20 protein-coding genes are annotated in these 25761 nt (G+C 73.7%); 5 read left to right on the top strand and 15 right to left on the bottom strand.

Features of this window, described 5'->3' with window-relative positions; all coding sequences use genetic code 11:
• Positions 1 to 69: 69 nt before the first annotated feature.
• The gene (locus ACIQUT_RS00180; protein ID WP_403557621.1) at positions 70 to 1440 is read left to right on the top strand and encodes an aminopeptidase P family protein; all 1371 of its coding nucleotides are present in this window, start codon (positions 70 to 72) and stop codon (positions 1438 to 1440) included.
• A gap of 73 nt (positions 1441 to 1513) precedes the next feature.
• Here ACIQUT_RS00180 and ACIQUT_RS00175 read toward each other — a convergent pair whose 3' ends face one another.
• The 5 genes from ACIQUT_RS00175 to ACIQUT_RS00155 form a co-directional block, all read right to left on the bottom strand.
• Positions 1514 to 4255, bottom strand: coding sequence for a cation-translocating P-type ATPase (locus ACIQUT_RS00175; RefSeq protein ID WP_403557619.1), 2742 nt, complete (start codon positions 4253 to 4255; stop codon positions 1514 to 1516).
• Positions 4256 to 4281: 26 nt separating this feature from the next.
• Complete coding sequence (locus ACIQUT_RS00170; protein ID WP_403559220.1) at positions 4282 to 5232, bottom strand: polyphosphate kinase 2 family protein; 951 nt, start codon at positions 5230 to 5232, stop codon at positions 4282 to 4284.
• Between the two features lie 260 nt (positions 5233 to 5492).
• Positions 5493 to 5786, bottom strand: coding sequence for a hypothetical protein (locus tag ACIQUT_RS00165; protein ID WP_403557617.1), 294 nt, complete (start codon positions 5784 to 5786; stop codon positions 5493 to 5495).
• A 225-nt stretch (positions 5787 to 6011) separates the two neighbouring features.
• Positions 6012 to 6413 (bottom strand): RidA family protein, encoded by a 402-nt coding sequence (locus ACIQUT_RS00160; RefSeq protein ID WP_403557615.1) that lies wholly within the window; start codon positions 6411 to 6413, stop codon positions 6012 to 6014.
• Positions 6410 to 7654 (bottom strand): acyl-CoA dehydrogenase family protein, encoded by a 1245-nt coding sequence (locus ACIQUT_RS00155; RefSeq protein ID WP_403557613.1) that lies wholly within the window; start codon positions 7652 to 7654, stop codon positions 6410 to 6412. Before ACIQUT_RS00155 ends, ACIQUT_RS00160 begins: the two co-directional genes overlap by 4 nt.
• 162 nt (positions 7655 to 7816) lie before the next feature.
• On the opposite strand from ACIQUT_RS00155, the gene ACIQUT_RS00150 reads away from it, so the two are divergent.
• From ACIQUT_RS00150 to ACIQUT_RS00140, 3 genes are read left to right on the top strand one after another with little or no spacing between them, the layout of a single operon-like run.
• A complete protein-coding gene (locus ACIQUT_RS00150; protein ID WP_403557611.1) occupies positions 7817 to 9436 on the top strand; it encodes an AMP-binding protein in 1620 nt (539 codons plus the stop codon).
• 4 nt (positions 9437 to 9440) lie between these two features.
• Positions 9441 to 10247 carry a PaaX family transcriptional regulator C-terminal domain-containing protein gene (locus ACIQUT_RS00145; protein WP_403557609.1) on the top strand — a complete coding sequence of 269 codons (807 nt, stop codon included), beginning with the start codon at positions 9441 to 9443 and terminating at the stop codon, positions 10245 to 10247.
• Positions 10248 to 10274: 27 nt separating this feature from the next.
• Positions 10275 to 10865 (top strand): hypothetical protein, encoded by a 591-nt coding sequence (locus ACIQUT_RS00140; protein ID WP_403557607.1) that lies wholly within the window; start codon positions 10275 to 10277, stop codon positions 10863 to 10865.
• 8 nt (positions 10866 to 10873) lie between these two features.
• On the opposite strand, the gene ACIQUT_RS00135 is transcribed toward ACIQUT_RS00140, so the two are convergent.
• The gene (locus tag ACIQUT_RS00135; protein WP_403557605.1) at positions 10874 to 12574 is read right to left on the bottom strand and encodes a hypothetical protein; all 1701 of its coding nucleotides are present in this window, start codon (positions 12572 to 12574) and stop codon (positions 10874 to 10876) included.
• Between the two features lie 68 nt (positions 12575 to 12642).
• Positions 12643 to 13302, bottom strand: coding sequence for an IS607 family transposase (locus ACIQUT_RS00130; RefSeq protein WP_403557603.1), 660 nt, complete (start codon positions 13300 to 13302; stop codon positions 12643 to 12645).
• A gap of 94 nt (positions 13303 to 13396) precedes the next feature.
• Here ACIQUT_RS00130 and ACIQUT_RS00125 point away from each other — a divergent pair, with 94 nt between their 5' ends.
• Positions 13397 to 14236, top strand: a complete 840-nt coding sequence (locus ACIQUT_RS00125) for a GNAT family N-acetyltransferase (RefSeq protein ID WP_403557601.1) — start codon at positions 13397 to 13399, stop codon at positions 14234 to 14236.
• Between the two features lie 80 nt (positions 14237 to 14316).
• Here ACIQUT_RS00125 and ACIQUT_RS00120 read toward each other — a convergent pair whose 3' ends face one another.
• The 8 genes from ACIQUT_RS00120 to mmuM all read right to left on the bottom strand — a co-directional run bounded on the left by ACIQUT_RS00120 (position 14317) and on the right by mmuM (position 25752).
• Positions 14317 to 16590, bottom strand: coding sequence for a bifunctional salicylyl-CoA 5-hydroxylase/oxidoreductase (locus ACIQUT_RS00120; protein WP_403557599.1), 2274 nt, complete (start codon positions 16588 to 16590; stop codon positions 14317 to 14319).
• A 4-nt stretch (positions 16591 to 16594) separates the two neighbouring features.
• A complete protein-coding gene (locus tag ACIQUT_RS00115; protein ID WP_403557597.1) occupies positions 16595 to 17422 on the bottom strand; it encodes an enoyl-CoA hydratase family protein in 828 nt (275 codons plus the stop codon).
• 106 nt (positions 17423 to 17528) lie between these two features.
• Positions 17529 to 18539, bottom strand: a complete 1011-nt coding sequence (gene argF, locus ACIQUT_RS00110; protein WP_403557596.1) for an ornithine carbamoyltransferase — start codon at positions 18537 to 18539, stop codon at positions 17529 to 17531.
• A gap of 140 nt (positions 18540 to 18679) precedes the next feature.
• Complete coding sequence (locus ACIQUT_RS00105) at positions 18680 to 19906, bottom strand: arginine deiminase (RefSeq protein ID WP_403557594.1); 1227 nt, start codon at positions 19904 to 19906, stop codon at positions 18680 to 18682.
• Positions 19907 to 19987: 81 nt separating this feature from the next.
• The gene (locus ACIQUT_RS00100; RefSeq protein WP_403557592.1) at positions 19988 to 20452 is read right to left on the bottom strand and encodes a hypothetical protein; all 465 of its coding nucleotides are present in this window, start codon (positions 20450 to 20452) and stop codon (positions 19988 to 19990) included.
• A 226-nt stretch (positions 20453 to 20678) separates the two neighbouring features.
• Positions 20679 to 23276 (bottom strand): polynucleotide kinase-phosphatase, encoded by a 2598-nt coding sequence (locus ACIQUT_RS00095; protein WP_403557590.1) that lies wholly within the window; start codon positions 23274 to 23276, stop codon positions 20679 to 20681.
• Entirely contained in the window at positions 23273 to 24796 is a 1524-nt protein-coding gene (locus ACIQUT_RS00090; protein ID WP_403557588.1) for a 3' terminal RNA ribose 2'-O-methyltransferase Hen1, read from the bottom strand. Before ACIQUT_RS00090 ends, ACIQUT_RS00095 begins: the two co-directional genes overlap by 4 nt.
• A 38-nt stretch (positions 24797 to 24834) precedes the next feature.
• Positions 24835 to 25752, bottom strand: a complete 918-nt coding sequence (gene mmuM, locus ACIQUT_RS00085) for a homocysteine S-methyltransferase (RefSeq protein ID WP_403557586.1) — start codon at positions 25750 to 25752, stop codon at positions 24835 to 24837.
• Positions 25753 to 25761: the final 9 nt, after the last annotated feature.

Raw genomic sequence — 25761 nt, 5'->3', positions numbered from 1 at the left:
TAGTAATGTGAAATTGCACTGACAAGACCTGTGCGCCCACCAGTTCGCGTCTTCCCGAGGGAGCCCGACGTGTCCGACGCATCCCCCCGCCTCAACATCGGCAGTCACGACCTGCCGGTATCCCCCGAGTTGTCCCGATTCATGGCCGGGGACTGGGCCGCTTCACCCCTGCCCGACTCGGTCCGCGTCCCCGCGTACGACGCCACCCCCGCCCGCCGCGCCCGGCTCTCGGCACGCTTCCCGGGCGAACGGCTGATCATCCCGGCCGGCGAGCTCAAGGTCCGCTCCAACGACTGCGACCACCGCTTCCGCCCCCACAGCGCGTACGCCTGGCTCACCGGCCTCACCGGCGAGGACCAGGTGGGCCACGTCCTCGTCCTGGAGCCCTCGGGCCCGCACGGCCACGAGGCCGTGCTGTACCTGCGCCCCCGCTCCCCCCGCACCGGCGGCAGCGAGGAGTTCTACCGGGACCGCCGCTACGGAGAGTTCTGGGTCGGCCGCCGCCCCGACCTCGCGGAGGCCGAGCGCCTGACCGGCCTGCGCTGCGACCGCCTGGACACCCTCGGCACCCCGGAGGGCCGCAACCCCGCCACCGACGCCGAACTCGCCGCCGCGCTCTCCGAACTGCGCCTGGTGAAGGACGCCTGGGAGGTCGGACAGCTCCAGCTCGCCGTCGACCACACCGCCGCCGGCTTCGAGGACGTCGTACGGGCACTGCCGCGCGCCCTCGCGCACCCGCGCGGCGAGCGGTGGATCGAGGGGGTCTTCGGCCTGCGCGCCCGAACCGAGGGCAACGGCACCGGCTACGACACCATCGCCGCGTCCGGCGCCCACGCGTGCGTCCTGCACTGGATCCGCAACGACGGGCGGCTGAACCGCGACGACCTGCTGCTGCTGGACGCGGGCGTGGAGACCGACACCCTCTACACGGCCGACATCACCCGCACCCTCCCGCTGTCGGGGCGCTTCTCCCCCGTCCAGCGGCAGGTGTACGAGCTCGTCCTCGCCGCCCAGGAGGCCGGCATCGCCGCGCTCCGCCCGGGCGCCAGCTTCCGGGACTTCCACCGGGCCGGCATGCGGGTGATCGCGGAGGGGCTCGCCGAGTGGGGCGTGCTCAAGAACGCGGCGGGCGACCTGCACCGGCGGTACACCCTGTGCAGCAGCGGCCACATGCTGGGACTGGACGTCCACGACTGCGCGAAGGCGCGGGCCGGGACATACCTGGACGGGGTCCTGGAGGAGGGGCAGGTGCTCACCGTCGAGCCGGGCCTGTACCTGCAGCCCGACGACGAGACCCTGCCGCCGGAGCTGCGCGGCATCGGCGTGCGCATCGAGGACGACCTGGTCGTCACGGCGACGGGCGCCCGGCTGATGTCGGGCGCCCTGCCCCGCACGGTGGCCGGCATCGAGGAGTGGATGGGGACGCTGCTGGAGGGCTGACCCCGCAGCGGGTACGCGCACGGGTACGGGGGCGGGGGCTGGCGCGGGGGTACCGGCCCGGCTCGCCGCCCCCTCACCCCGCGGCCGGCACCCCGTGGGCTCCGCGGGCGCGGCGGGCGCGGCGGACCAGTTTGCCGAGCTCCCACAGGACCAGCAGGGCGAGGGCGGCCAGCACGGCCCAACCGAACTGCCGGAGGGTGAGCTCGGTGGTGTCGAGCATCCGCCGGAAGCCGTCCATCTGGGTGGACATGACCGCGAGGGCCAGCTCCGCGAGGGCCGCCCAGTTCATCTGCTTGCTGTCGAAGGTGCTCGGGCTCAGCACGGAGGCCGTCTCGCTGCGGCATTCGAAGGCGGCCACGATCAGGCAGAGCGCGAACGCCGTGAACGCGATGGAGTTGCCGGCCTCGGCGCTGCCGTAGCGCTCCTGCCCCAGCCGGATCAGCCCGAGCAGGGCGACGGTGAGGGCCAGCCCGGCGAGGCCGACGGTGACCATCAGCCGGCCGGTCAGCACCGTCTCCCCGCGGGGGCGGGGGATCCGCTGCATCAGGCCCGGGGTCTCGCGGTCGAAGCCGAGGGCGAAGCCGAAGGGCGCGTTGACGACGAAGTGGATCCACAGGACCTGCGGGGGCGTGAACGGTTCGCCGGCGGCGATGTTGAACAGGGCGGCGCCGAGGAAGGTCAGGACGAAGGTGACCAGCAGGACCAGGACGAACCGGATGTACTTGGTGAGGTTGTCGTAGAGCTTCCGGCCCTCCGCCACGGCGTGGATGATCGTGGCGAAGTTGTCGTCGGAGAGGATCATGCGGCTGGCGTTCTTGGCGACGCTGGTGCCGCTGCCCATGGCGATGCCCATGTCGGCGGCCTTGATGGCCGGCGCGTCGTTGACGCCGTCGCCGGTCATGGCGACGACGTCGCCCTTCTTCTTGAGGATGTCCGCGAGGAGCACCTTGTGCTCGGGGGCGACACGGCCGAGGACGCCGATCCCGTCGATCCGGTCCAGCTGCTCCTGCTCGGGGAGGGCGGCGAAGTCGGCCCCGAGGACGGCCTCGCCGGGGATGCCGAGCTGCCGGGCGATGGCGGCGCCGGTGGTGACGTCGTCGCCGGTCACCATGCGGACCCGGATGTGGGCGGCCTGGGCGTCGGCGACGGCCGCCTTGGACTCCTCGCGCGGCGGGTCGACCATGCCGACGAGGCTGACCATGTGCAGGCCGGTGACGAGGGCGAGCAGGTCGCCGTCCGGGTCGAAGTCCGCCGGGTCGAGGTCGCGGACGGCGGCGGCCATCACCCGGCGCCCGTCGGCGGCCATCCGGTTGATCTGCTCCTGGGCGCGGCGGTCCAGGTCCTCGTCCCAGGGGATGGGGGTGCCCGCGGCGAGCGCGGTGGTGGCGCGTCCCATGACCGCGGGTGCGGCGCCCTTGACGAAGCAGCGGACCACCTTGCGGCCCGAGGCGTCCTTGGCCGCGTTGAAGGTGGCCATCAGCTTGTAGGTGGGGTCGAAGGGGAGGGTGGCGAGGCGGGGCAGGCGGTCCCGGGTCTCCTCGATGTCCAGTCCGGCCTTGTGGCCGAGGACGAGGAGGGCGCCCTCGGTGGGGTCGCCGACGACCTGGCCGTCCACCAGCTTGGCGTCGCTCGCGACCAGGTAGGGCAGGACGGCGTCCTCGATGCCGGCGGAGGTCCCGGCGGCGTGGTGGACCTTGCCGTCGAGGCGGTAGCCGGTGCCGGACACGGTGTACCGGTCGGTGGGGCTGATCACCTCGACGACGGTCACCTGGTTCATCGTCAGGGTGCCGGTCTTGTCGGAGTTGATGGCCGAGGTGAAGCCGAGGGTCTCGACGGACGCCAGCTCCTTGACGATCGCGTTGCGCCGGGCCAGGTTGAGGCTGCCGACCGAGAGGATCACCTGGCTGACGGTGGGCAGGGCCTCGGGGATCGCGGCGATGGCGAGCGAGACGGCGCTGACGAAGAGCAGGTCCCAGGCCTGGCCGCGGCTGCGGCCGAGGGCGAACATGACGACCATGGTGAGGCCGGCGGCCCCGGCGATCCACAGGGTGAGCGTGTTGAGCTCCCGGGTGAGCGGCGACTGCTCCCGCTTGGTCTCCGAGAGCATGCCGGAGATCTTCCCGAGCTCGGTGCCGCTGCCCGTGCCGGTGACGATGACGAGGCCGCTGCCGTGGGTGACCGGCGTGTTCATGAACGCCATGTTCGACTGGTCGCCCGGCCCGAGCCGTTCGGCGGGGAGGGTCGCCGTGTCCTTGGACGCGGGGGTGCTCTCACCGGTCAGGGCCGACTCGTCGATCTGCAGGGCGCTCGCCTCGACGATCCGGCCGTCCGCCGGGACCTGGTCGCCGGCCGCGAGGAGCACGGTGTCCCCGACCACCAGCTGTTCGGCCGGGATCTCCGACTCGGTGCCGTCGCGGCGGACCCGGGCCGTCGCCTTCATCATCGACTTCAGCGCGTTCATGGCGCTCTCGGCCTTGCCCTCCTGGCGCAGGCCGACGACCGCGTTCAGCAGGGTGAGCAGCACGAGCAGGATGGCGGTGTTCCACTCCCGGATCAGCAGGGACACCACCGCCGCGGCCACCAGGATGATCTGCATGTAGCTGCGGTACTGGTCGAGGAAGCGCAGCCAGCCCGGCTTCGGCTTCTCCTCGGGCAGGGCGTTCGGGCCGTCGGCCGCGAGCCGCTCGGCCGCCCGGGCCGCCGGCAGGCCGACCGCGGGATCCACCCCGCAGCGGGCTGCGACGTCCTGCGGGGACTGCGCGTACCAGGCGCCGGGGGCGCCCTCCTCGCCTGCCGGTTCCGGCTGGGCCGTCATCCTCTTACCTCCGATCCGGAACCGGGCTACTTGCGGCGCTTGCTGCGGCTGTCCTCGGCGGGGGCCCGGTGCCGGGCGCCGGGGGCTTCCGCTTCCAGTTCCCTCCTGGCGGTCTTCAGGTCCTTGCGGGCCTCCTCGCCGACCGTCGGGTACTGCGGGTCGATCTCCATCAGGGCGTGGCCGAGCACGGCCGCCGCGCAGATGCGGGCGAACCACTTGCGGTCTGCGGGGACGACGTACCAGGGCGCCCACTCGGTGCTGGTGGCGGACAGCATCTCGGAGAACGCCCGCTGGTACGCGTCCCAGTGGCGGCGTTCGCGGACGTCGGCGGTGGAGAACTTCCAGTTCTTCTCGGGCAGGTCGATCCGGCTGAGGAACCGCTCGCGCTGCTCCTCCTTGGAGAGGTTGAGGAAGACCTTCACCACGCTGAAGCCGTTGTCGACGAGGTGCCGCTCCCAGTCGTTGATCTCCCGGTAGCGGCGCTCCCAGACGCCCGGGTCGTGCCTCTCCTCCGGCAGCCGCTGGCGCCGGAGGTACTCGGGGTGCACGCGGACCACGAGGACCTCCTCGTAGTGCGAGCGGTTGAAGATCCCGATCTCGCCGCGCCGGGGCAGCCTGCACTGGTAGCGCCACAGGTAGTCGTGGTCGATCTCCTCATCGGACGGCACCTTGAAGCTGCTCACGCGCACGCCCTGCGGGTTGACCCCGCTCATCACGTGCCGGATCGTGCCGTCCTTGCCCGCGGCGTCCATGGCCTGGAGGCAGAGCAGCACGCCGCGGGAGTCCTGGGCGGCCAGCCGCGCCTGGAACTCGGCGAGCACCTCGACGCCCTCGGCCAGCAGGGCGATGCCCTCCTCCTTGGTCAGGTCCGCCTTGTAGCGGGGGTCGAAGTCCTCGGCGAGGTCCACGGTGGACCCGGGTTGGACCCGCAGCGGTTCGATGAACCGCGCGATGCGCTGGGCTCGCACGTCCGACATCGGTACGTCCGCCATCGGTACCCGTCCCTCCGGTCCGGCAGTACTTGCCAGGTTCGGCGGGGGTGCGGCCCGCGGCAAACGCTGGGGGCCGTTCGGGAGGGTGTCCGGGTGGGTGTCCGGCAGCGCACCGTCCGGCCGACGGTCTTCCGTGGCGGTGCGGGCAGCAGTGCGGGCGGCCGCGTGGGCGGCCGCCCGCATGCTTCTCGTTCGTTCAGCCAGGTCTCTCGCCCGTTTCCGCCGTGGTCACGTGCGCGCGACCGTCACCACCACCAGACCCAGTCACCGCGTCCGCCGCGGTCGTTCCAGAAGTCCCTGTGGTCGTGCCGGTGGTCGTCGAACCGGCCGTCACCGCCGCGCCAGTTTCCGTGGTCCCGCCAGTTTCCGTGGTCCCGCCAGTTGTCCCAGCACCAGTCACGGTCGTGTCGGCTCCAGCGGTCGCAGCAGTCGCGCCAGTCGCGCCAGTCGCCGCGCCAGTTGCTGCGCCAGTCGCACCAGTCGCCGGTCTGCGTGGTCGGTTGGGTCTCGGGAAGCGCTGCGGCGAACGCACCGCTCACGGGTGTCAGGCCGAGCGTGACTCCGGCGGCACCTGCAACAACCGCCGCAATGATCCCACGGCGCATGATCATGCACCTCCGAGCATTGTTGACGAATGCCTACAGAAAGGGCATTTCCACCCTCCCTCGTACCCCCTTCCGTGTCAAAGGGAAGGTCGAGACCACCGGCTTGAACTGGTCCTTCTCGCCATACGGAAAGGGCTTCCGGGGTTCCCGGCGGTTCGGCTATGCATCGAGGACGGCGATACCGTCCAGCTCGACCATCGCGTCCTCGTCCCAGAGGCGGACGATGCCGACCACCGCCATCGCCGGATAGTCACGGCCCGCCAACCGGCGCCAGATCCGCCCGAGTTCGGGGGCGTGGGCACGGTACGCGGCCACGTCGACGGCGTAGACCGTGACCCGCACCAGGTCCGCGGGGGCGCCGCCGGCCGCGGCAAGGGCCGCCAGCAGACCGGCCAGGGCGCGCTCGAACTGCTCGGGCAGGGTCGCCCCGACCACCTTGCCCGCGGTGTCCAGTGCGGTCTGCCCGGCCAGGAAGACCAGCCGGGATCCGGTCGCGGCCACCGCGTGGGAGAAGCCCGCCGGCGGGGAGAGCTCCGCCGGGTTGATGCGCTCGACGCTCACCGGTACAGCTCCCGCGCGATGATCGTGCGCTGGACCTCGCTCGCGCCCTCGTAGATGCGGGGCGCCCGGACCTCCCGGTAGAGGTGTTCCAGCAGGTGGCCGCGCTGCAGGGCGACCGCCCCGTGCAGCTGGACCGCGTGGTCGACCACGTACTGGGCGGTCTCCGTCGCCAGCAGCTTCGCCATCGCCGAGCGGCGCGGCACGTCCGGCGCGCCGGCGTCGTACGCGCCCGCCGCCGCGTAGACCAGCAGCCGGGCGGCCTCGGTCCGGGTGGCCATCTCCGCCACCCGGTGCCCCACCGCCTGAAGGTCGCCCAGCACACCGCCGAAGGCGGGCCGCCGGGCCGTGTACGCGAGGGTCGCGTCGAGCGCGGCCCGCGCCATGCCGACCGCGAAGGCCCCCACACTGGGCCGGAACAGGTTCAGGGTGGCCATCGCCACGGCGAAGCCGCGGCCGGGCTCGCCCAGCAGGTCCTCGGGGCCGACGGGGACCCCGTCGAAGACGAGCTTGCCGATGGGGTGCGGGGAGAGCATGTCCAGGGGTTCGCCGGTCAGGCCGGGCCGGTCGGCGGGGACGAGGAAGGCGGTGACCCCCCGGGCGCCGGGCGCCTCACCCGTTCGGGCGAACACGGTGTAGAAGTCCGCCTCGGGGGCGTTGGAGATCCAGCATTTCTCCCCACTGAGCCGCCAGCCCCGCCCGGACCCGGCCCGGCGCCCGGACCCGGCGCCCGGACCCGGTCCGGCACCCGGCCCGGACCCGGCGCCGCGCCCCGATCCGGCCTCCGACCCGGACCCGCTGCCCGGTCCGGCGGCGGACCGGGCCGCCCGCGGCCCGTCGGCCTCGGCTGTCAGGGCCAGGGCCGCCGCGTCCGAGCCGGCGCCCGGCTCGCTCAGCGCGAAGGCCGCCACCGCCCGCCCGGCCCGCACCTGCGGCAGCCAGCGCTCCCGCTGCGCCGCGGTGCCCGCCGCGAGCACGGGGTGCGCGCCGAGCCCCTGGAGGGCGAGGGCCGTCTCCGCCTCGGTGCAGCCGTACGCGAGCGACTCGCGCAGCAGGCACAGCTCCAGGGCCCCCGCGTCGAAGACCCGCTCCAGCAGGCCGAGCTCCCCCAGCTCCGCGAGCAGGGGCCGGTTGACCCTCCCCGGCTCCCCCTTGTCGGCGAGCGGCCGCAGCCGGGCGGCCGACAGCGCGCGCAACCGCCCGCACCACTCCTCTTGTTCTGCTCCGAGCGCGAATCCGTTCATGCGGACATCCCCGGTTCTATCGCGTCCTGTTGACTGCCGTCACCATCACGATACGCTCCTGGCAGTGTCTTCCGGCCGCGGCCGGGAGAGTCCGCACGGCCGGCTCCACCCACTTCGGTCCCCCGCCGGGGGCCGCTGCCGTCGCAAGGGGGCGAACCCGCCTTGGAGCTCAAGCCTTCCGCCCACGCCGACACCTTCGCGCGTGACCACCTGCCGCCGCCCCACGCCTGGCCGCGGCTCCTCTTCGAGTTGCCCGAGCTGGCCTATCCGGACCGGCTCAACTGCGGAACCGAGCTCCTCGACGCCACCATCGACCGCTTCGGGCCGGACCGTCCGGCCTTCCGCACCGGCACCGGCGAGGTCTGGTCGTACGGGGAGCTGCGCGACCGGGTCGACCGCATCGCCCACGTGCTCACCGCCGACCTGGGCGTCGTCCCCGGCAACCGGGTGCTGCTGCGCGGGCCCACCGGACCCTGGCTCGCCGCCTGTTGGCTCGCCGTGCTGAAGGCGGGCGCGGTCGCCGTCACCGTCCTGGCGCAGCAGCGGGCGCACGAGCTGGCGACGGTCTGCGCGATGGCCCGGGTACGGCACGCGCTGTGCCACGCGGACCTGCTGGACGACCTGGCCCGGGCCGGGGTGCCGGACCTGCGGATCACCCCGTACGGCGGCAAGGACCCCGGGGACCTGCTGCGTCTCGCGGAGCGGCACGGGGCGCCGTTCCCCGCCGTGCCGACCTCCGCCGACGATGTCGCCCTGATCGCCTTCACCTCCGGCACCACCGGCCGCCCCAAGGGCTGCATGCACTTCCACCGCGACCTGCTCGCCGTCGCCGACACCTTCTCCCGCACCGTGCTGCGCCCCCGCCCCGACGACGTGTTCGCGGGCAGCCCGCCGCTCGGCTTCACCTTCGGCCTCGGCGGGCTCGTCGTCTTCCCGCTGCGCGCCGGGGCCTCCGCGCTGCTGCTGGAGCAGGCCGGCCCGCGCACCCTGCTGCCCGCGCTGGCCCAGCACCGGGTGACGGTCCTGTTCACCGCCCCCACCGCCTACCGGGCGATGCTCGACACCCTGGGCCCGTACGACGCCGGCGCCTACGACCTGTCGGCGCTGCGCCGCTGCGTCTCGGCGGGCGAGAACCTGCCCGCGGCGACCTGGCACGCCTGGTACGAGCGCACCGGGCTGCGGATCATCAACGGGATCGGCGCCACCGAACTGCTGCACATCTTCATCTCCGCCGCCGACGACGACATCCGCCCGGGCACCACGGGCCGGGTGGTGCCCGGCTGGCAGGCCCGGATCGTGGACGGCTCCGGGCGGCCCGTCGCGGACGACGAGCCGGGGCTGCTCGCCGTGCGCGGCCCCGTGGGCTGCCGGTACCTGGCCGATCCGCGCCAGGAGGAGTACGTACGGGACGGCTGGAACCTGACCGGCGACACCTACGTACGCGATGCGGAGGGCTACTTCCGGTACGTCTCCCGCGCCGACGACATGATCATCTCGGCGGGTTACAACATCGCGGGCCCGGAGGTGGAGGAAGCGCTGATGCGCCACCCGGACGTGGCGGAGGCCGCGGTCGTGGGCCGCCCGGACGAGCGACGCGGGCAGATCGTGGTCGCGTACACGGTGCCCCGCCAGGGCGCCACTCTGACGGAGGAGGCCCTGCGGGCCTTCATGCGGGCGGAGCTGGCCCCCCACAAATGCCCGCGGTCGTTCGTTTTCCTGTCCTCGCTGCCGCGGACGGCGACGGGGAAACTGCAGCGGTTCCGGCTGCGCGATCTACAGTGAACTCGTGGCCGAGCAGCACACTCCGCGATCCCTGATCGTCACCTTCTACGGCGCCTACGGGCGGTCCTTCGAGGGCCCGGTGCCGGTGTCCGCGCTGGTCCGCCTGCTGGGCGCGGCCGGCGTGGACGCCCCGTCGGTGCGTTCGTCGGTGTCCCGGCTCAAGCGGCGCGGCTTCCTGCTGCCCGCGCGGGCCGCGGACGGCTCCGCCGGGTACGAGCTCTCCGAGGAGGCCCGGCAGCTGCTGGACGACGGCGACCGGCGGATCTACGGCGACCGCGTCGCCCGCGGCACGGGCGAATGGCTGGTCGCGGTGTTCTCCGTGCCCGAGCAGGAGCGGGCCAAGCGGCACCTGCTCCGCTCCCGGCTGGCCCGGCTCGGCTTCGGCTCGGTCGCGCCCGGCGTGTGGATCGCCCCGGCCCACCTGTACGAGGAGACCGGGCACACCCTGAACCGGCTGCACCTGACGGGCTACGTGGAGCTGTTCCGCGGCGAGCACCTCGGCTTCGCCGCGACCGCCGAGGCGGTTGCCCGCTGGTGGGACCTGACGGCCCTGGCCAAGGAGCACGAGGCGTTCCTCGACCGGCACGAGCCGGTGCTGCGGGCCCTCCAGCAGGGCGGCTCCCCCACCCCGGAGGAGGCCTACCGGGACTACCTGCTCGCCCTGGACAGCTGGCGGCGGCTCCCGTACGCGGACCCCGGGCTGCCGCACGACCTGCTGCCGTCGGACTGGCCGGGCGACCGGGCCGCGGCGGTCTTCGCCGAGCTGCACTCGCGGCTGCGGGACGCGGGGGCCAGGTTCACGGAACCGTAGCGGACGGCGTGCGCGTCACGACGGGACGTGACAGGAAACGATCTTCCGCAGGGCGCTCCGCCGCCCGGGCCGCCGCCGCACGCCGCGCAGCAGGCCCGCCCGCCGCAGGTTGCCCCGCCGCCGGCCCCTGCGCCGCCGGGCCGCCCGCCGCAGGCACCGCCCGGATTCGGGCCGCCGGTCCCGCCACCCGGATTCGGGCTGCCCGTCCCGCCGCCCGGCCATCCGCCCGCCGCGACGGCACGGGCCGAGAAGCGGATACGCATCTGGACCGCGGTCGCCCTGGCGCTGTGCGGCGCCTTCTCCGGCTACCTCGCCCACCTGCTGGCGGCGAACGCCAGGGCCTACTGCGACGCGGGCTGGGAGGCGGGCGGCAAGTTCGAACTGTTCTTGAACATGCTCCTGCTGGTCCCGGGCTGTGCGCTGCTCGCGGTGCTGGTCTGGCTGCCCCTCCGGCGGGCCCATCCGACGGCGGGTGTGGCGGCCGTGCTGCTGGTACTGGTGGTGGTGGTTCTCTGGTACTTCGCCGCGAACGGGACCCCGGTCGGGGTCCGCGGGGAGTCGGGGCTGTGCGGGCCGGACAACGTGCCCCCGTGGTGGCCGCCCGGGCTGCCGTCCTGAAACCGTTCTTAGCGATGTTGGCCGCTGTTGGCCACATCGCATGAAACCGGACTGGTGGTCCGGTGACCCCGCGAATGGTGTTCGGGGTCGGGGAACAGCGCGAGTTGGTCACCTTGGCCCGGTCGAGTCTTGCCGCCCGCGTTGGGCGTGCTCGCTGTCCTGGGTGGGTTCGCGGTCCCACGTGCCCTCGGGATGAGTGCGGTCTGGCCGGTAGCTCTCCGCGCCACGATCCGCTGGTCGTGTGCGGTCACACCTGGCCGACGCCGTGCTCGGTGCCCGAGGGCGCGTCGTCCAATGGCCACCGAGGCGCCGTGGTGGCGGGTGACGGTGGTCTGCTGGTTGTTGTGCTGGAGCGGGGTCTTCCAGTACCGCTCGCCCCAGACGCTGGTGTAGGCGGGGTCGACGGCGATGACGACCAGGCCCGCATGGAAGGCCATCGAGCGCAGACGCTCACGGAACTTGGCCGTGGGGATGCCGGCGACGGTGCGGCGGAATGTCTTCCCCCGCTTCCCGCGGCCCATGGTCTCGCGGCCGGTGGCGCGGGCATCGCCGAAGCCCAGGTTCTCGATCGCGATGCCCACGCACCGGTGGGCGCGGGCGATGCGGATCAGTTCGGAGATCGCGGCCCGCAGCCGGCCGTCCCGCTGAGACGTGGGCCCGGTCAGGTCGATCGGTACGGTGATGGGCCGGCCGACGGGGTTGCCGTGGACGTCGAGGACGTACGCGGCGAGGTGGTCGGCGTTCAGGTCGACCCCGAGGAGCTTCTCCCCGAGCTGGCGGATCTCTTCCGGCGCAGGCAGTGCGACCGCCTCGGCGGCCCAGGAGGCGTCCAGGTACCAGCGGTCACGGCCCGGGTCGTGGGTGAAGTCGTAGCGCACGGCCCGGTTCGCGGTCGCCCGGTCCAGCCACTCTTCGCGGCGGTGGTGGAAGGCGATGGTGAAGGAGAACAGGTAGCGGACGCGGGGCGCGTTCGCCAGATGCCGCAGCGGTTCGGGCAGCACCATCGACACGGCCCCCGTGCCGGGGTCGACGGTGATGGTGTAGTTGCCGTGCGGGGCGCCGGACTCGCCGTCCGCGGTGAGGAACAATCTGCCGGCTTCCCACTGCTGCCGCCATTCCCGCTCTGTCAGCTGCGCGGCATCCAGGTTGTGGCGCGCCTTCACCAGGCGCCCGCCCCCGACCGTGATCGAGGGGCGTCCGGCTTCGATGCGCTCCTCGACGCCCGCGAGACGGGCCGTGAGTACCGCCAGGCGGCGCTGCTTCTCGAAACGTTCGGCCTGGGTCGGGTAGCCGCGGACACCGCCCTTCGAGCGCTGCCCGCACGGCGCGGCCAGACGCTTGGCGATGGTGCGGACAGCGCGGCGCAGGCAGGCGCGCTCGTCGAACAGGGCCCGCAGCGACAGCTGGTACTGGTCCTCCGAGGCGCGGGTCATGGCCCCGGCCCAGCGGGAGGACGAGAGGGCGGTGAGGGACTTCTTCCGCCGGGCCCGCTGATTGTCCTTCACCGGCACCTTGCCGATACGTACACGCTCGGCGAGGTCGGCCCGCTGATGGTGGCCGAGGTGCTCGCCGACCAGGAGCAGCACCTCCGCGTCCCGGGCACTGACACGGGCACGGGCACGGATGCGGGCGCCGGTCGGAGCGGAAACGGTGAAGGGGGCCGCGATCGTCCGCAGTTCGCGCTTCTTGCTGCTGCGCTTCCTCGCCACGACCACGACCCCCTTCCCGTTCGATGTTCTCAACTCGCGAAGAAATCCTATGCATGTCCAGCTGTGGCCTACAAATCAGCTTCTCCGACGGTGGACTTGACCACGGACGTGAGCGCGCGGGCCTTCGCGGAACGAGCCCCGTACAGGCGGCCCGAGAAGGAGGTGACGACCGCGATCATGTCCCGGACCAGCTCCCCCTCCTCGCTCCCGTCGAGCTCCTCGTCCCCGCCCACGACCTCCAGCCGGCACCCCCACGACGGCAGCACCACCTCCGCCAGCAGACCGGTACTGAACCGGGCCAGCCGCTCCTCCTGCGTCACCAGAAGCACCGTCACCGCCTCCGCCTGGCAGGCCCGCAGCGCCCGCCGCAGGCCCTTGCGCTTGTCCGACAGCCCCGAGGCGACATCGGTGAACTCCCCGGCCACGGCGCGGTCCCCGGCCGCCATCCGCAGCCGCTCCATCTGCCGCTCCAGGTCACCCTCGGCGCGCTGCCGGTGCGAGGACACCCGCCCGTACAACACCACTGAACCCGCCGCAGACACAGCCAGGTTCCCCCGCCGACGCGCGACCGCGTCCAGATCCGCCACACGGAACACCCGCCGGCCACCCGGGGAACGCCGGTCCTCCAACACCCCTTCCAGGGTGTAGCGGCGCAGCGTCCGAGTAGACACCCCCAGCCGCTTCGCCGCCTTGCCCGCAGAGATCCAGTCCTCAGCCTCGTCACTCATGTGGGGGACTGTATGACCCACCGTGACCTACAGCCGAATCAACTGCTGCCAACCCGGATGCGGGGGTGCCCGGCCGGGCTGCATCATGCGGGGCATGACATGGACTTTCACCCAAGACCTGGCGGCCTGGCAGGCCGCGGCGGGCCCGGCCGTGGCCGCCGACCCCGTGTCCAACACCCTGCTGCTGACGGTGGCCGGCGGGCTGCACCGCCGGGGACCACACGCCTACTCCGACGACACCCCGGTGTTCGGCTGGTGGACCGGCGCGGACGGCGCCGTGGCCGGCGGACTGCTGTGCACACCGCCGTACCCGCTGGTGCTGGGCACCGTACCGGACGAGGCGGTGGCGGCCCTCGGCGAGGCGCTGCACCGGGAGCCGCTGCTGAGCGGCATCGGCGGGTTCAACGCGCGGCTCGCCGACGGGGAGCGGCTGGCGGCGGCCTGGGGGCGGCCGGTCGGCGAGCCGGAGGTGATGCGGCTGTACCGGCTCGGGGACCTGGCGGACCCGGACCCCGCGCCCGCCGGGCGGGCCAGGCCGGCCGGCGGGGCGGACCTCCCGCTGGTGCGGGAGTGGTTCACGGCCTTCGCGCACGAGGTCGGCGATCCGGTTCCCGCGGACGGCGCCGTACGGGACCGGGTCGCCGGGGACGGCGTCCTGCTGTGGGAGGACGGTACGGGCCGGCCGGTGGCACTGGCCGCGTTCAGCCCGGCGGAGGGCGGGGCCTCCCGCATCGGCCCGGTGTACACGCCGCCGCAGGAGCGGCGCCGGGGCTACGCGGCCGGGGTGACGCACGCCGCGGTCGGGGCGGCCCGCGCGGCCGGGGCGGCGGAGGTGCTGCTCTTCGCGGACACGGCGAACCCGACGAGCACGGGCGTGTACCTGAGGCTCGGCTTCCGCCCGGTGGAGGACCGGGCCGTGGTGACGCCGGGCTGAGCGTCGCACCGCACACCTCCCTGCGGCCGCCGGGCGGCGGGCGACCGCGGCGGCCGCGGGCAGCGGGGGGCGGGGGCGGGTCAGCCCTTGCCCGTCGGGGGTTTGCGGCTGCCGGCCCGGTAGGGGGCGGGCCAGGGGGCGGCCGGGCCGCGGTAGTCCTGGTCGGCGGCCGCGTGCAGGGTCCAGTGCGGGTCGTACAGGTGGGGGCGGCCGATCGCGCAGAGGTCGGCGCGGCCGGCCAGCAGCAGGGAGTTGACGTCGTCCCAGGAGGAGATCGCGCCGACGGCGATCACGGGGACGCCGAGCGCGTTGCGGATCCGGTCGGCGTACGGGGTCTGGTACGAGCGCCCGAACTCGGGGGCCTCGTCGGCGACGACCTGGCCGGTGGACACGTCGATGGCGTCGGCGCCGTGCGCGGCGAAGGCGGCGGCGATGTCCACGGCCTCCTCGGGCGTGGTGCCGCCCGGCGCCCAGTCGGCGGCGGAGAAGCGGACCGTCATGGGCCGGTCCTCGGGCCAGGCCTCGCGGACGGCGTCGAACACCTCCAGCGGGAACCGCAGCCGGTTCTGCAGCGGGCCGCCGTAGGCGTCGTCGCGGTGGTTGGTCAGCGGGGACAGGAACCCGGACAGCAGGTAGCCGTGCGCGCAGTGCAGTTCGAGGAGGTCGAAGCCGCAGTCGGCGGCCCGGGCGGCGGCCGCGGTGAACTCGCCGCGGATCGCGGTGAGGTCGCCGCGGGTCAGCGCGCGCGGTACGGGCGAGACCCCGGGCCGGTACGGCAGCGGGGAGGCGGCCACCACCGGCCAGTTGCCTTCCGGGAGGGGGTCGTCCATGCCCTCCCACATGAGCCGGGTGGAGCCCTTGCGGCCCGAGTGGCCGAGCTGGACCCCGAAGGCCGTGCCGGGTGCCGAACCGTGCACGAAGTCGACGATCCGCTTCCAGGCGGCGGCCTGCCCGGCGGTGTACAGGCCGGTGCAGCCGGGGGTGATCCGGCCCTCGGGGGACGTGCAGACCATCTCGGTCATCACCAGGCCCGCCCCGCCGAGGGCCCGGGCGCCCAGGTGGACGAGGTGGAAGTCCCCGGGGGTGCCGTCCCCGTCGGGGGCCGAGTACATGTCCATCGGGGAGACCACGACCCGGTTGCGCAGGGTCAGGCCGCGCAGCCTCAGCGGGGTGAACATGGGCGGGGTCGCGTCGTCGGGGCAGCCGAATTCGCGTTCGACGGCGCGGGTGAACCGCTCGTCGCGCAGCCGCAGGTTGCCGTGGGTCACCCGGCGGCTGCGGGTGAGCAGGTTGAACGCGAACTGCCGGTCGGGCTGGTCGACGTGGCCGGCGAGTTCCTCGAACCAGCGCATGCTGGCGGCGGCCGCCCGCTGGGTGGAGGCGACCGCGGGCCGCCGCTCGGCCTCGTACGCGGCCAGGGCGGCGGGGACGTCGTCCTCGGCGGCCACGGCCTCGGCGAGGGCGAGGGCGTCCTCGACGGCGAGTTTGGTGCCGGAGCCGATGGAGAAGTGCGCGGTGTGCGCGGCGTCGCCGAGCAGCACCACGTTGCCGTGGGACCAGCGTGCGTTGACGACCGTGCGGAACGCGGTCCAGGCGGAGCGGTTGCCGTGCAGGGGGCGGCCGCGCAGGGCCTCTCCGAAGAGCTTGGCGCAGCGGGCCGCGGATTCGGCCTCGTCGCAGAGGTCGAAGGCGGCGGCCCGCCAGACCTCCTCCCGCATCTCGACGATCACCGTGGAGGCGTCCGCCGAGAACGGGTAGGCGTGCAGCTGCATGATGCCGTGCTCGGTCTGGGCGATCTCGAAGCGGAACGCGTCGAAGGCGAAGTCGGCGGCCAGCCAGATGTACCGGCAGCGCCCGCTCGTCAGGGTCGGCCGGAAGTGCGCGGCCCCGCTCTGCCGGGTGGGGCTGTGCACCCCGTCGGCGGCGACGACCAGGTCGTAGGAGGCGGCCAGCGTCTCGGCGGGCGGTGCCGGGGTGCGGAAGCGGAGGGTGACGCCGAGGGCGGTGCAGCGCTCGTGCAGGATCTGCAGGAGCCGGCGCCGGCCGAGGGCGGCGAAGCCGTGGCCGCCGGAGGTCAGCATCCGGCCGCGGTGGACGATGTCGATGTCGTCCCAGCGGACGAACTCGGCGCTGAGGGCGGTGTGGACGACGGCGTCGGCCCGTTCGATGCCGCCGAGGGTTTCGTCGGACAGCACGACGCCGAAGCCGAAGGTCTTGTCGGGGGCGCTGCGCTCCCACACCTCCACCCCGTGGCCCTGCCGGGCCAGCAGCGCGGCGGCGTACAGTCCGCCCGGTCCCCCGCCGACCACCGCGACCCGGAGCGGGCCGCCCGTACCGCGCTGGGCGAGGGGCATGGCGCTACCTGCCCTTCCACTCCGGGGGCCGCTTCTGGGTGAAGGCGGCGTGGAACTCGGCGTAGTCCTGCCCGTTCATCAGCAGGGCCTGGGTGTTGGCGTCGAGTTCGACCGCGGCGGCCAGCGGCATGTCGAGCTCGGCGGTGAGCAGGGCCTTGGTCTGGGCGTAGGCGAGGGCGGGCCCGGCGGCGAGGCGGGCGGCGAGTTCGGCGGCCCGCGCGTCGGCCTTGCCCTCCTCGGTGAGCTCGCTGAGCAGGCCGATGCGTTCGGCCTCGGCGGCGTGGACGGGCTCGCCGAGCATGAGGAGCCGGGTGGCGTGGCCGAGGCCGACGACGCGGGGCAGCAGGTAGGCGGCGCCCATGTCGCCGCCGGAGAGGCCGACGCGGGTGAAGAGGAACGCGAAGCGGGCGGTGGGGTCGGCGATGCGGAAGTCGGCGGCGAGGGCGAGGACCGCGCCGGCGCCGGCGGCGACCCCGTGGACGGCGGCGATCACCGGGAACGGGCATTCCCGGACGGCGCGCACGACCTGGCCGGTCATCCGGTTGAAGTCGAGGAGCTGGGCGGTGTCCATGGCGAGGGTGGCGCCGATGATCTCGTCGACGTCCCCGCCGGAGCAGAAGCCGCGGCCCTCGCCGCCGAGGACGAGGGCGCGTACGGAGCGCTCCCGGGAGAGTTCGGCGAGGAGGTCGCGGAGGTCGGCGTAGGAGCCGAAGGTGAGGGCGTTGAGCTTCTCGGGGCGGTCGAGGGTGACGGTGGCCACGCCGTCCTGCCGGGTCACCCGCAGATGGCGCCACCGCTGGGTTGCCGGGGCGGAACCGATGAAGGGGCTCACGGGAACGACGGTATCACCGCATCCTGACTTCCGTCACAGAAGCGCGATATCCGGGTGACGGCGTGGTGGCGTGCGGGTGCCGCCCGGGCGGCGCCCGGGCGGCCGGTCAGGCTCCCGGGCGGGCAAGGGTCGCGACGAGGATCGCCTTGATGGTGTGCAGCCGGTTCTCGGCCTCGTCGAACACGACGGAGTGCGCGGACTCGAACACCTCGTCCGTGACCTCCAGCGAGTCCAGCCCGTGCCGCGCGTGGATCTCGCGGCCGACCGCGGTGCCCAGGTCGTGGAAGGCGGGCAGGCAGTGCAGGAACTTCACGTCCGGGTTGCCGGTGGCGCGCAGCACGTCCATCGTGACGGCGTACGGGGCCAGGGCGGTGATGCGCTCGTCCCAGACGTCCTTGGGCTCGCCCATGGAGACCCAGACGTCGGTGGCGACGAAGTCGGCCCGGTCGACGCCCTCGGCCACGTCCTCGGTCAGGGTGATCCGGGCCCCGCTGCCGGCGGCGAGCTCGCGGGCGCGGGCGACGACGTCCTCGGCCGGCCAGTAGGCCTTCGGGGCGACGATGCGGACGTCCATGCCGAGCAGGGCGCCGGTGACGAGGTAGGAGTTGCCCATGTTGAAGCGGGCGTCGCCGAGGTAGGCGAAGGCGATGCGGTCCAGCGGCTTGGCGCAGTGCTCGGTCATGGTGAGGACGTCGGCCAGCATCTGGGTGGGGTGCCAGTCGTCGGTGAGGCCGTTGTAGACGGGCACGCCGGAGTACCCGGCGAGCGCCTCGACGGCTTCCTGGCTGTCGCCGCGGTACTGGATCGCGTCGAACATGCGGCCCAGCACGCGGGCGGTGTCCTCGACCGACTCCTTGTGGCCTATCTGGGAGCCCGCGGGGTCGAGGTAGGTGGTGTGGGCGCCCTGGTCGGCGGCGGCGACCTCGAACGCGCAGCGGGTGCGCGTCGAGGTCTTCTCGAAGATGAGCGCGATGTTGCGGCCCGTGAGGCGCCGCTGCTCGGCCCCCGCCTTCTTGGCCGCCTTCAGTTCGGCGGCCAGGTCGACCAGGCCGCGGAACTCGGCGGCGGTGAAGTCGAGCTCCTTGAGGAAACTGCGGCCGACGAGGTCGGTGGCCATGGCGGCACTCCAGGGTCGCGTGACGGGGAATGCTGGAAGTCTATACGAGAGACTGCATTCATATACAGCCCCTCTTTTCCCCGCCCCGCCCATCGTGCCTTGTCAGACGCCTCCCGGCGCACCGTCGGCGGCCGGACGGGTCATACGGGATCCCGTTCCACCGGGCAGCTCATGCACCGGGGACCGCCCCGCCCACGCCCCAGTTCGCTGCCCGGGATCTCGATGACCTCGATGCCCTCCTTGCGCAGGTGCGTGTTGGTCGTCACGTTCCGCTCGTACGCCACGACCACCCCCGGCTCCACCGCCAGCACGTTGCAGCCGTCGTCCCACTGCTCGCGCTCCGCCGAGTGGACGTCCTGCCGGGCGGTCAGCACCCGGATCGAGTCCAGCCCGAGCGCCGCGGCGATGGCCCGGTGCATGTGCTCCGGCGGGTGGTCGCTCACCTTCAGGTCGTGCGCGCCGGCCCCCGGCTCGATGGTGTACGAGCGCAGCATGCCCAGGCCCGCGTACTGGGTGAACGTATCCCCGTCGACCATCGTCATCACCGTGTCCAGGTGCATCAGCGCCCGCCGCTTGGGCATGTCGAGTGCGACGATGCCGGTCGCCGACCCGGCGGCGAACAGGCCGCGGGCGAGCATCTCGACCGCCTGCGGGGTGGTCCGCTCGCTCATCCCGATCAGGACCGCGCCGTTGCCGATGACGAGCACGTCGCCGCCCTCGATCGTCGACGGATAGTCGGCCTGCCCCTGCGACCAGAAGTGGAAGGCGCCCGACGCCGTGAACAGCGGGTGGTGCCGGTAGATCGCCTCGAAGTGCACGGTCTCGCGCTGCCGGGCCGGCCAGCGCATCGCGTTGATCGACACCCCGTCGTAGATCCAGGCCGAAGTGTCCCTGGTGAACAGGTGGTTGGGCAGCGGGTCCAGCAGGAAGTCGTCCAGCTCCATGGCGTGGAAGCGGACCGAGACCGGCTCCGCGTGCCGCTCCAGGAACTCGCGCTTGGTCATGCCGCCGACCAGCGCCTCGGCGAGGTCGCCCGACGGCAGCCCGTCGAACACGGCGCGGAGGTGGTCGGTGGCGAGCGGCCCGTACTCCTTCTCGTCGAACACCCGGTCGAGGACGAGGTGTCTGGCCTCGGGGATGTCCAGGGCCTCGTGCAGCAGGTCGCCGAAGAGGTGCACCTCCACACCCCGGTCCCGCAGCACGTCCGCGAACCCGTCGTGCTCCTGGCGGGCCCGGCGCACCCACAGCACGTCGTCGAAGAGCAGTGAGTCCTTGTTGCTCGGTGTGAGCCGCTTCAGCTCCAGGTCGGGCCGGTGGAGGATGACGCGGCGAAGCCGTCCGGCCTCGGAGTCGACATGGAATCCCATGGCATACACGTTCGCAGACCGGACGGCTCTTTGATGTGGCGTTGGCTCAGGAGACCCCGGCGTACGACGGGGCGCGCGGGCTCAGCGCAGGCCGAGCAGCGCCGTCGGCGCCCCGACCAGTTCCGGGCCGGCCAGGCCCAGCTTGGGGAGGGTCGCGTTCGGGATGCCGTGGTTGCCGCTGTCGGGCATCGTCAGCGGGGCCCCGAGGACCACGCCCGGGGTCCGGGCGACCAGGTCCGTGGCCGGGGACTCCAGCGCGCCCTCGCCGTCCGTCTCCGGGTCGCCGAGCAGGTTGGGGACGGGCGTGCTGACCAGGGTGCGGCCGAGCTCGGCGCCGACGGGCAGGGCCGGCACGACCGTCGTCGGCAGCAGGTCCCCGGAGTGGTGGCGGACCTCCGGGGCGCCGACGACGGGCAGCGGCACACCCGTGCCCACGCGCGGGGTGTCCACACCCAGCGTGGTCTTCACGGCGTCCAGCGGGACATCGACCGGCACGGCGTCGGCCGCTGCGGGGCCGGCCGCGCCGGCGGCGGCGATACAGGTCATGAGCGCCGCAATGCTTCCGCGCGCGGTCATCTTCATAAGTGCTGTTCCGTCCTTCCTGGGTCGCGGACGTTCCGCTGCCCTGGATGAACGATCCGGCCCGCGGTTTCCCCGGCGTTCCCCGGGAAAGTTCCCCCATACGACCTAATTCGGGGCGGTGCCGGGGCACGGGATTTACGTGCCCCGGCACACCGGGCCGTGCGGACCGCGCCCCGGCCGGGCCGGCCGTTCACAGCCGGGGGTCGACCGGCTCCGACTCCAGGGCGAGCACCGCGAAGACCGCCTCGTGGACCCGCCACAGCGGCTCGCCGGCCGCCAGCCGGTCCAGGCCCTCCAGCCCCAGCGCGTACTCGCGCAGCGCCAGCGACCGCTTGTGCCCCAGGAACCGCGCCCGCAGCCGCTCCAGCTGCTCCGGACGCGTGTACTCCGGACCGTAGATGATCCGCAGGTACTCCCGGCCGCGCACCTTGATGCCCGGCTGGACCAGGCGGCCCTTGCCGTCCCGGGCGTACGCCTGGAGCGGCTTGACGACCATGCCCTCGCCGCCCGCGGCCGTGAGCTCCAGCCACCAGTCGGTGCCCGCCCGTACGGAGTCCGGGTCGGCCGGGTCGACCAGGATCCGTGCGGTGCGGCGCAGCAGCCCGGTGCCGGCCGCCTCGTCGGCGGCGACGAGCCGGTCCAGCCAGAACAGCTGCTCGTCGTGGGGGACGGCGGCCAGCGACCGCCCGGCCGCGGCCAGCAGCTGGAACGGCGCGAACCGTACGCCGTCCAGCCCGTCGGTGGTCCAGCAGTAGCGGCGGTAGGCGTCGGTGAACCGGGCGGCGTCCGCGGCCCGTTCCCGCTGGCGCTCCAGCAGGCCGCCGGTGTCCACGCCCCGGTCGGCGGCCGCGGCCAGGGCGGCGATCGCGTCCGGGAAGACGGCGCGGGAGGCCGCGCCGACGGCCGCGTACTGGTTGCGCAGCAGCCCGCCGGACTTCAGCGACCAGGGCAGCAGCTCCCCGTCGAGGAGCAGCCAGTCCGTGTTCAGCTCCTCCCACAGGCCTGCGTCGGTGACGGCCGACCGGATCCGGGCCAGGACCTGCTCGGTGGTCTCCGGGTCCGGGAAGAAGGGCCGTCCGGTACGGGTGTAGACCGAGCCGGTGGCGGCGCCGTCGGTACCGAACCGCTCCCGGGCCGCGTCCGCGTCCCGGCACACCAGGACGGTCGCGCGGGAGCCCATGTGCTTCTCCTCGCAGACGACCTGGGCGATGCCGTCGGCCCGGTACTGCGCGAAGGCCTCCGCCGGGTGCTCCAGCCAGTCCCCGTCCTTCGAGGTCGCCGCGGGCGCCATCGTCGGCGGCAGGTACGGCACCAGCCGCGGGTCCACCGCGAAGCGGCTCATGACCTCCAGGGCGGCCGCCGCGTTCTCCTCGCGCACGGCCACGTTGCCCAGGTGCCGGGTCTCCACCGTCCGCCGCCCGTGCACGTCCGCCAGGTCGAGCGGGCGCCCCTCGCGGCCGCCGGGGGCCTCGGCGGCGAGCGGCTTGACCGGCTCGTACCAGACCTTCTCCGCCGGTACGTCGACCAGCTCCCGCTCCGGCCAGCGCAGGGCGGTCATCCGGCCGCCGAAGACCGCGCCGGTGTCGAGGCAGATGGTGTTGTTGATCCAGGAGGTGTCCGGGACCGGGGTGTGGCCGTAGACCACGGCCGCCTTGCCCCGGTACTCCTCGGCCCACGGGTAGCGCACCGGCAGCCCGAACTCGTCGGTCTCGCCGGTGGTCTCCCCGTACAGGGCGTGCGAGCGGACCCGGCCGGAGGTCCGGCCGTGGTACTTCTCGGGCAGGCCGGCGTGGCAGACCACCAGCCGGCCCCCGTCGAGGACGTAGTGGCTGACCAGGCCGGCGATGAACGCGCGGACCTCCCGCACGAACTCCTCGGGCTCGCGGGCCAGCTGCTCGACGGTCTCGGCGAGGCCGTGGGTCAGCTGGACCTTGGAGCCCTTGAGGTGGCGGCCGAGCTTGTTCTCGTGGTTGCCGGGCACGCACAGGGCGTTGCCGGAGCGGACCATGCCCATCACGCGGCGCAGGACGCCGGGGCTGTCCGGGCCGCGGTCGACGAGGTCGCCGACGAACACGGCGGTGCGGCCCTCGGGGTGGACCCCGTCCGCGTAGCCGAGCTTGGCGAGCAGGGTCTCCAGCTCGGAGGAGCAGCCGTGGATGTCGCCGATGATGTCGAAGGGGCCGGTGAGGTGGGTGAGGTCGTTGAACCGCTTCTCGCGGACGATCTCGGCCTTCTCCACCTCCTCGACGGAGCGCAGCACGTGCACCTTGCGGAAGCCCTCGCGCTCCAGGCCGCGCAGCGAGCGGCGCAGCTCGCGGCGGTGCCGCTGGATGACGTGGCGGGGCAGCCCGGCCCGGTCGGGGCGGGCGGCATTGCGCTCGGCGCAGACCTGCTCGGGCAGGTCGAGGACGATGGCGATGGGCAGCACGTCGTGCTCGCGGGCGAGCCGCACCAGCTGCCGGCGGGCCTCCTGCTGGACGCTGGTGGCGTCCACCACGGTGAGGCGGCCGGCGGCCAGGCGCTTGCCGGCGATGTAGTGCAGGACGTCGAAGGCGTCCTTGCTGGCGCTCTGGTCGTTCTCGTCGTCGCTGACGAGCCCGCGGCAGTGGTCGGAGGAGATGACCTCGGTGGGCTTGAAGTGCCGGCGGGCGAAGGTGGACTTGCCCGATCCGGTGGCTCCGATCAGGACGACGAGGGACAGATCGGTGACGGGGAGCACGCGGCGGTCGCTGCTGCCGGTGGGGGAACCGGTGGTGTCGGTGCCGGTGGTGTCGGTGTCGGTGGTCATGCCGCCTCTCCCTCCTTCGGGGTGTCGGTGGTGCGGGTGGTGTCGGTGGTTTCCGTGGTGCCGGACGTGCCGGTGTCTGCGTCGCCCCGGGTGAAGACGGCCATCTGGGTGGGCGGGCCGACCTCGGGGTCGTCCTCCCCGACGGGCGTGAACTCGACCGCGTACCCGTGGCGCCCGGCGACGGCCCCGGCCCAGTCCCGGAACTCGGCGCGGGTCCACTCGAAGCGGTGGTCCGCATGCCGGAACCGGCCGGCGGGCAGCGTCTCCCAGCGGACGTTGTACTCGGCGTTGGGGGTGGTGACGAGGACCGTGCGGGGGCGGGCCGCGCCGAACACCGCGTACTCCAGGGCGGGCAGCCTCGGCGGGTCCAGGTGCTCGACGACCTCGCTGAGCACGGCCGCGTCGTAGCCGGCCAGCCGCTTGTCGGTGTACGCGAGCGAGCCCTGCAGCAGCCGTACGCGGCCGCTCTGCTTCTCCCCCATCCGCTCCAGCCGCAGCCGCCGGGCCGCGGTGCCCAGGGCCCGCATGGACACGTCGACACCGGTGATCTCGGTGAACGACACGTCCCGCAGCAGCTCCTGCACCAGCTGGCCCTGGCCGCAGCCGAGGTCGAGGACCCGGGCCGCGCCGGCGGCGCGCAGCGCGGCGACGATCGCCTCGCGGCGCCGCACGGCCAGCGGCACGGGCCGCTCGGCGGTGTCGGTGTCCTCGTCGACGGCGTTGTCGAGGTCCTCGGCCTCGGTGCCATCGACCTCGGCGAGGCGGGCCAGCTCCAGGCGCTCCAGGGCGTCCCGGGTCAGCCGCTTCTGCCGGGCCAGGTAGCGGGAGGTGATCAGGCCGTTCTCGGGGTGCCCGGCGAGCCAGCCGTCGCCGGCCCGCAGCAGCTTGTCCACCTCGTCGGGGGCGACCCAGTAGTGCTTGGCGTCGTCGAGCACGGGCAGCAGGACGTACAGCTGGCGCAGCGCGTCGGTGAGCCGCAGCTCGCCCTCCAGGACGAGCCGCACGTACCGGGAGTCCCCCCACTCGGGGAACTGCTCGTCCAGCGGCAGCGGCTCCGGGCGTACGAGGTCCCAGCCGAGCGGGTCGAAGAGGCGGTGCACGAGCTCCGCCCCGCCGCGGGCGGGCAGCACCGGGATCTCGATCCGCAGCGGGCGGACCTGCCCGACGAGCTCCGGCCGGGCGGTGCAGCGGCCGTTCAGCGCGCTGCCGAACACCGCGCGCAGGGCGACGGCGAGCAGCGAGGAGGCGGCGTACGGGCGGTCGTTGACGTACTGCGCCAGTGCCGCGTCGGGCGCCCCGCCCCGGCCCTTGCCCTGCCCGCGCCGCACGAGCGCGACGGGGTCCACTTCCAGCAGCAGGGCCGCCGTGCAGCGCCCGTGCGCGGCCTCGGGGTAGAAGACGTGGGCCGTGCCGTGGGAGGTGGGGAACGCCTGCGCCTTGCCGGGATGCTTGTGCAGCAGAAAGCCCAGGTCGGTGGCGGGTCGTTCAGGGGTACCGGTGGTGGAGATCGTCAGGAACACACGACCGATTCTTGCCCGTCACCCGCTCCCGCTGCTCCTTATTTTCCGGCGGCCAGGCGGGCGATGCGGGCGATGCGGGCGATGCGGGCGGGGCCGATGCGGCAACAGCCGCCGACGAGGCGGGCGCCGGCGCGCTGCCAGGCGGCCACGGGCCAGGGGGCGGGGTCGGCCGGGCGGTTCCAGGTGCCGGTGGCGGCGTCCCAGACGGAGCCGTCGTTGGGGTAGGCGAGGAGCGGCAGGTCCGTGACGGAGGCGGCGGCCTCCAGGGCGGGCAGGACGTCCTGCGGGTCGCAGCAGTTGACGCCGGTCGCGATGACCTGCGGGGAGGCGGCGGCGAGGGCGAAGGCCTCGGTCAGGGGGTCGCCGGCGCGGGTCCGCCCGGCGGCGGCGGTGTAGGAGATCCAGGCGGGTGCGCCCGTCTCGGCGAGGACGGTGACCAGGGCCTCCGCCTCGGCCGCGTCGGGAATCGTCTCCACCGCCAGCACGTCGGGGCCGGCCGCCAGCAGGGCCTCGATGCGCGGGCGGTGGAAGGCGGCGAGCTCGCGCACGCCCAGCCCGTACCGGCCGCGGTACTCGGAGCCGTCCGCGAGGACCGCCCCGTACGGGCCGACGGAGGCGGCGACCCACACCTCGTGGTCGGCGGCCTCCGCGGCCCGGGCCGCCAGGGCGACGCTGCGGTGCAGCAGGGCGGTGGTCTCCGCGCGGTCGTGGCCGCGGGCGGCGAAGGCCCCGTACCCCACCTGGTAGCTGGCGGTGATCAGCACCTCGGCGCCGGCCCGCGCGTACGCGGTGTGCGCGGCCTCGACCTGGCCGGGCGCCTCGGCGAGCACCCGGCCCGTCCAAAGACCGCCGGAAAGGTCGCAGCCCTGGTCGGCGAGCTGGTTGCTCAGGCCGCCGTCCAGGACGACGGTCCTGCGGGACAGGGCCTCGGCGAGCGGGCCGGACGCGCGGGGCATCGTGCTGCG

This window comes from Streptomyces sp. NPDC090445, from assembly GCF_044769385.1.
In the GTDB taxonomy this organism is placed as follows: domain Bacteria; phylum Actinomycetota; class Actinomycetes; order Streptomycetales; family Streptomycetaceae; genus Streptomyces.
Note: the sequence above shows the minus strand (reverse complement) of the source record. Positions and strands in the feature narration are given on the sequence as shown.

Excerpts from the sequence above, each read along its gene's own strand:
- ACIQUT_RS00170 (WP_403559220.1), bottom strand. The coding sequence starts at position 5,232 with ATGTCGGACGTGCGAGCCCAGCGCATCGCGCGGTTCATCGAACCGCTG.
- argF (WP_403557596.1), bottom strand. The coding sequence starts at position 18,539 with ATGGCCACCGACCTCGTCGGCCGCAGTTTCCTCAAGGAGCTCGACTTC.
- ACIQUT_RS00105 (WP_403557594.1), bottom strand. The coding sequence starts at position 19,906 with ATGGGATTCCATGTCGACTCCGAGGCCGGACGGCTTCGCCGCGTCATC.
- ACIQUT_RS00175 (WP_403557619.1), bottom strand. The coding sequence starts at position 4,255 with ATGACGGCCCAGCCGGAACCGGCAGGCGAGGAGGGCGCCCCCGGCGCC.
- ACIQUT_RS00095 (WP_403557590.1), bottom strand. The coding sequence starts at position 23,276 with ATGACCACCGACACCGACACCACCGGCACCGACACCACCGGTTCCCCC.
- ACIQUT_RS00100 (WP_403557592.1), bottom strand. The coding sequence starts at position 20,452 with ATGACCTGTATCGCCGCCGCCGGCGCGGCCGGCCCCGCAGCGGCCGAC.
- ACIQUT_RS00155 (WP_403557613.1), bottom strand. The coding sequence starts at position 7,654 with ATGAACGGATTCGCGCTCGGAGCAGAACAAGAGGAGTGGTGCGGGCGG.
- ACIQUT_RS00125 (WP_403557601.1), top strand. The coding sequence starts at position 13,397 with ATGACATGGACTTTCACCCAAGACCTGGCGGCCTGGCAGGCCGCGGCG.
- ACIQUT_RS00130 (WP_403557603.1), bottom strand. The coding sequence starts at position 13,302 with ATGAGTGACGAGGCTGAGGACTGGATCTCTGCGGGCAAGGCGGCGAAG.
- ACIQUT_RS00120 (WP_403557599.1), bottom strand. The coding sequence starts at position 16,590 with ATGCCCCTCGCCCAGCGCGGTACGGGCGGCCCGCTCCGGGTCGCGGTG.
- mmuM (WP_403557586.1), bottom strand. The coding sequence starts at position 25,752 with ATGCCCCGCGCGTCCGGCCCGCTCGCCGAGGCCCTGTCCCGCAGGACC.